The organism is Caballeronia sp., assembly GCF_049581465.1.
Classification (GTDB): Bacteria; Pseudomonadota; Gammaproteobacteria; order Burkholderiales; family Burkholderiaceae; genus Caballeronia.
Genome location: NZ_JBAUSA010000429.1, coordinates 1 through 4549 on the forward strand (window position 1 = coordinate 1; position 4549 = coordinate 4549).

Below are 4549 nucleotides of genomic sequence, written 5' to 3' on the forward strand. Positions count from 1 at the left end.
ATCAAGAGGTGTCTATCGACGTGTTATCGGCCGCGCGGCTGGAATATGAAGGGTTCGACAAGCGCGAAAATGCTCCGGCGAGCGCCTCGGTATCCGTCGTCACTTCTTGTCGAAGGTGACCAGATCCTTGTCTTTCGTGTCCGCTACAAAGATGGCGAGCAGCTTTGCAGGTTCGGTATCGCTGGCGTTTTCGCTGATCGTGTGATGCACGCCGGGCTTTTCGGTCCAGTGTTCGCCTGCATGAAAGACTCGTACCTCGCCGTCGTTGACACGACTGCGGATCGCGCCCGACAGCACATAGCCGACAACGAATGCCTGCCCATGCCGATGCGGCAGCGACTTTCCACCCGGAGCGTAGTCGACGACCAGCGCCGTCATGGTCTTGCCGGGAACGTTTGCGATTGGCTCGGCGAAAGCGGGCGTGATGGATTCCCGGACCGGGGCTGCGTCGGCCGCATAGACCGTTTGCGATGCGGCCGCCATCGAAAGCACGGTGACCGAGAAAACGGCAGCCGTTTTCGCCGCGATGAGTGAGCGAATATTCATGGTGTTTCTCCTGACAAGCGACGTTCATTTTGTGAACGTCGCGGTACGTAAACAGCGATTAGTAAAAAGTAGTCCGAAATAATACGTTTGTTAGTTACACTTCGTATTCCTGTGGGTATTAGAACGTTACGGCTTCCTTGTGTTCTTCAGTGGAAGACTGTGTTGTCGCCCAGTGAGCCGCTATCGCCGCCAACTCGCCGCGCGCGCGTTCGAGCGCTTCTACTCGGGCTTCCTGATCCGAAAACTGCAACGGCTGGGCATCGACGAAGGTGGGATGCGCGACGCCGATGAATCCGAAGGCCGCCTTTAGCGAAGGCGTAAGCGCGTCCATGGAAGAGAACGGGGTGCCGGGACGAAGGTCTGCGCCGCGACTCGTGATGAAAAGCACCTTTTGACGCCCGAGCCGCCCTTCAAATCGCCCATCTTCGGTAATCACGTAGGTCACCCCGGTGCGCGTGATGCTGTCGATGAAAGCCTTGAATACGGAGGGCATCGACCAGTTGTACATCGGCATTGCGAAGACGAGTGCGTCGGCTTCGAGCAGACGCCTGCACAGCTTATCGGACGCCGCCAGCGTAGCGTTCATTGCCGGCGTGCGATTGTCTGCCGGCGTGTAGGTCGCGATGGCGAACGCTTCGTTCACATGCGGCGGGGTGTCGACGGTTACGTCGAGGTAGTCAACCTCCAGTTCCAGACCTTCAGCACGCAGGCGGTCCATGAAATAGCGGCTTAACGCGCGTGAGTTGGATCGCTCGCGCTTGGCGCTCGCGTCGACATGCATGACTTTCATGACATCTCTCCTTTAGGGTAGGGTGTTTCAATGATGAGTGTCGCTTTCACCGCGACGTCTGGATGACCGGCGTTCCAGCCACTTCACGACCTGGTGTCCGTAAGCTGCAGGCGCTTTCTCGACGGTGCGCGTGGCGAGGTCGGCCAGCGAATGCGCCGCGAGCGCTTCGGTCATCCGCTTTTCCGCGTCGAGCATCACGGCGTGAATCGAGCAAAGGCCGCGGGTTGCCCATGCGGGTGGTTTATCGTCGAAGACTGCGCAATTGCCCCGGATCTCGCGGCAATCGAAAAGCGCCTTATTGCCGTCAATTGCGTTGACTACGTCCAGCACGCTGATTTCCGCGGCCGGACGCGCGAGTTTGAAGCCACCCCGCACGCCCTCGGTCGCGGCCACGATGCCGGCTTTCGAGAGCTTGGTGAACAGCTTGGCCACGTATTCGACCGGCACGCCCTGAAGCTCCGCGAGATCCTTCGCGCTCGCCTCGCGCGCGCCGGCGAGCGGGTCGCTCAGATAGAGCAGGCAATGCAACCCATACTCGACGCCCGTGCTGATGTGTGAAATTCGCTTAACTTCCCCTTTAACTCCGACTTAATGTATCGTAGTTAAGAATATAAGCGGATTTCGGCTTGAACGCAAGCGGGCGCTTTGTGAATGAATAGCGCTGCGGCGTCCCAGCCGTCCGACACGGCCCATTTCAATGCCAACAAGGCGATGACGCGATTCCCGCACGCGGGGTGGACCCTCCGATCGAGACAATGAAGCTTTACAATCGGGCCTCTTCTCTGCCAACTCTTCCCGCCCGTGTCCCAGCCCGCCGCTTCCCTGCCTTTTCGGCATGCTCTTTTCGCGATGCTTGGCATCGGCCTTGTCAACATGCTGGTTGCGCTCGACCAGACCGTAGTCAGCACGGCGTTACCGTCGATAGTCGCGGAGTTGCAGGGTTTCGAGTACTACGCGTGGATTGCAAGCGCGTATTTGCTGGCGTCGGTGGTCACGGTGCCGGTATTTGGGCGTCTCGGCGATTACTTTGGCCGCAAGCGCTTCGTGATTGCTGCGGTGATTACGTTCACGGTTGCATCGGTGTTATGCGGCGTCGCGAACGACATGTTGTTCCTTGTGATTGCTCGAGGCTTGCAGGGCATAGGCGGGGGCATGATGATCGGCACCGCGTTCGCGTCGATTCCTGACCTGTTCCCCGATCCGCGCGCGCGGGTGCGCTGGCAGGTGGTGATGGCTGCGTCGTATGGAATCGGCACGGCGGCGGGGCCGTCGCTGGGCGGCTGGATGAGCGAGCATTGGGGTTGGCGCTCGACCTTCCTGATCAATCTCCCCGTCGGCGCGGCTGCGTTTTACTTCATCTGGGCGCATCTGCCGAATTTTCATCGGCCGCGCGAGGGTGCCGTGAAAATCGACTGGATGGGCGCGGCACTGGTGGCGCTGGTTCTGGCCGGTTTGCAGGTGTTTATTGAAGCCGTGCCGAAGAACGGCTTGACCACGGGAAATGTCGTGTTGGGGTTGAGCGTGGCTATTGGCGCGGCGGGATTGCTGATGTGCGAGCGGCGTGCCACACATCCGATCATTCCCCTTGACTTGTTCAGGGATCCGCAGCTGGTGACGTTGTTCACGTTGTCGGTGTTATCGGGATTCGTGATGTTCTCGCTGATTTTCTTTGCGCCCTTGCTGTTGCAGGGCGGCTTTGGCTTATCTCCACAAGAGGCGGGGTTACTCGCGACGCCGATAGCGATGTTCATCGCGATTGGTAGTTTTATCAATACACGGATAGTGATTCATTTACCGAAGCCAACCTTGATTTTATCGATTGGCTTTACGCTTTTATTAGCTGCGTGCATTGGATTGTCATTTGCCGCCGCGACGACACCGTACATCTGGATTGAGATCCCGATGGCGGGAATAGGAGTTGGCCTGGGGTTTGTATTAAACAACTTGAACGTATTTGGTCAGGAAATAGCGGGCCGGGAGCGCTTTGGGATCACGACGGCGCTATTGCAGTCGACGCGCATGGTGGGGGGTATGTTGGGCACGAGCGTGGTGGCGACGATTGTGCAGCATCATTATCGCGATGTAATAACGCGAACGTTACGCGTACTGGGCGAGCCGCAGGCGAGCACATGGTTACCGCGATTCAATGACCCGCGTATTTTGATCGATGGCGCATTGCGGGCGAAACTCCTGGTGGATTTAAAACCATCGGGATTGGATGGACCAGCGTTGGTCGAGAGTGCACGAGAAGTGCTGGTTCAATCGATACATATTGGGGTGCTGTTGACAGCGGTAGCGGCGCTATCAGCGGCCTTGATCGTGAGGAGGATCTCACACATCACTTTTAGGCGAGCCTAGGGCGCTCGCTTTGGGGAGGTTATGGGCGGTGCTGCTGGTGGCGAGTGTGGGGAGAACGTTGAGTCCTTCTGCTAGCGTGGTCGTTCTGCTTAAGTCGGATTTTCTTGCTTATTACTGTTAGCCCCTGTCCGGGGCGGGACTTCATTTCTTTTCAAACGCGAAAAGAAACGAAGCAAAGAAACGCGTTTCAAACCGCCAATACCTTAGTGTCGTCGGTATTCACTTCGAGTTTTTGGCACGAACGTAGTGCAGCCCCAAATATTTAACCCGCCGTCGAACACCGCCCCCCAGCACGAACGCCGCGCACACGCTTCGCCTCCAAGGTCCAAATTCGTTGCGGCGAACGGCAACGGCGGTGGTAAGCCCAGCGAAAAGCCACTCGATTACGTGGCTTGACTGGTCCGGGTTTCTCAAAGTGCGCCGCATTTCGACTAAGCGCTGCCCAAGGGCTGGGGTGGTGCCGGAGCCTGGATGCCTAGCAGCATAACGGATATGCCATATCCGGATAACAGTCCAGCGCCAGCCCGCCCTGAATGCCTGATTTTGAAAGATTATGTCCGTGAAATGAATCCGCCATGTATTTAAATTCACGACCACAAAACGATTTTTGAAGTAGCCCGATCTCGGGATTTAAAATAGTTATTTTAGGAATAGGGAATGAAAATAGACCAAAACGAGTATGTGAAAAATCCTGAGCTTGATCGCTGGGGCAGTGAGAGTGATTGTTCCGCCCGAAACCACTAACACTTCGGTGCCAATTTAACCGGTTGCACCGGTTGTGTGTGCCCATCGATAAGGTGAACAAGTTCTCGGTAAAGGTATCGGCGCCGCGCATCGCGTCTCACAGTTGTGGGG

The 4549-nt window shown here is 57.1% G+C and carries 5 protein-coding genes; 1 reads left to right on the plus strand and 4 read right to left on the minus strand.

Annotated features, from left to right (window positions below; translation table 11 throughout):
- Positions 1–99 precede the first annotated feature (99 nt).
- The 3 genes from WCA53_RS10740 to WCA53_RS10750 all read right to left on the minus strand — a co-directional run bounded on the left by WCA53_RS10740 (position 100) and on the right by WCA53_RS10750 (position 1897).
- Positions 100–546 carry a cupin domain-containing protein gene (locus WCA53_RS10740; protein WP_423908992.1) on the minus strand — a complete coding sequence of 149 codons (447 nt, stop codon included), beginning with the start codon at positions 544–546 and terminating at the stop codon, positions 100–102.
- A 118-nt stretch (positions 547–664) separates the two neighbouring features.
- A complete protein-coding gene (locus WCA53_RS10745) occupies positions 665–1336 on the minus strand; it encodes an FMN-dependent NADH-azoreductase (RefSeq protein WP_423908995.1) in 672 nt (223 codons plus the stop codon).
- 27 nt (positions 1337–1363) lie between these two features.
- A complete protein-coding gene (locus tag WCA53_RS10750; protein ID WP_423909004.1) occupies positions 1364–1897 on the minus strand; it encodes an RrF2 family transcriptional regulator in 534 nt (177 codons plus the stop codon).
- Between the two features lie 288 nt (positions 1898–2185).
- On the opposite strand from WCA53_RS10750, the gene WCA53_RS10755 reads away from it, so the two are divergent.
- Positions 2186–3694, plus strand: a complete 1509-nt coding sequence (locus tag WCA53_RS10755) for an MFS transporter (RefSeq protein ID WP_423908998.1) — start codon at positions 2186–2188, stop codon at positions 3692–3694.
- A gap of 475 nt (positions 3695–4169) precedes the next feature.
- Here the strand turns inward: WCA53_RS10755 and WCA53_RS10760 are convergent, their stop codons facing one another.
- Positions 4170–4529, minus strand: coding sequence for a hypothetical protein (locus WCA53_RS10760; RefSeq protein ID WP_423909001.1), 360 nt, complete (start codon positions 4527–4529; stop codon positions 4170–4172).
- Positions 4530–4549 lie beyond the last annotated feature (20 nt).

Coding starts and splice junctions, on each gene's coding strand:
- WCA53_RS10740 (WP_423908992.1), bottom strand. CDS start 546: ATGAATATTCGCTCACTCATCGCGGCGAAAACGGCTGCCGTTTTCTCG.
- WCA53_RS10745 (WP_423908995.1), bottom strand. CDS start 1,336: ATGAAAGTCATGCATGTCGACGCGAGCGCCAAGCGCGAGCGATCCAAC.
- WCA53_RS10755 (WP_423908998.1), top strand. CDS start 2,186: ATGCTTGGCATCGGCCTTGTCAACATGCTGGTTGCGCTCGACCAGACC.
- WCA53_RS10760 (WP_423909001.1), bottom strand. CDS start 4,529: ATGCGCGGCGCCGATACCTTTACCGAGAACTTGTTCACCTTATCGATG.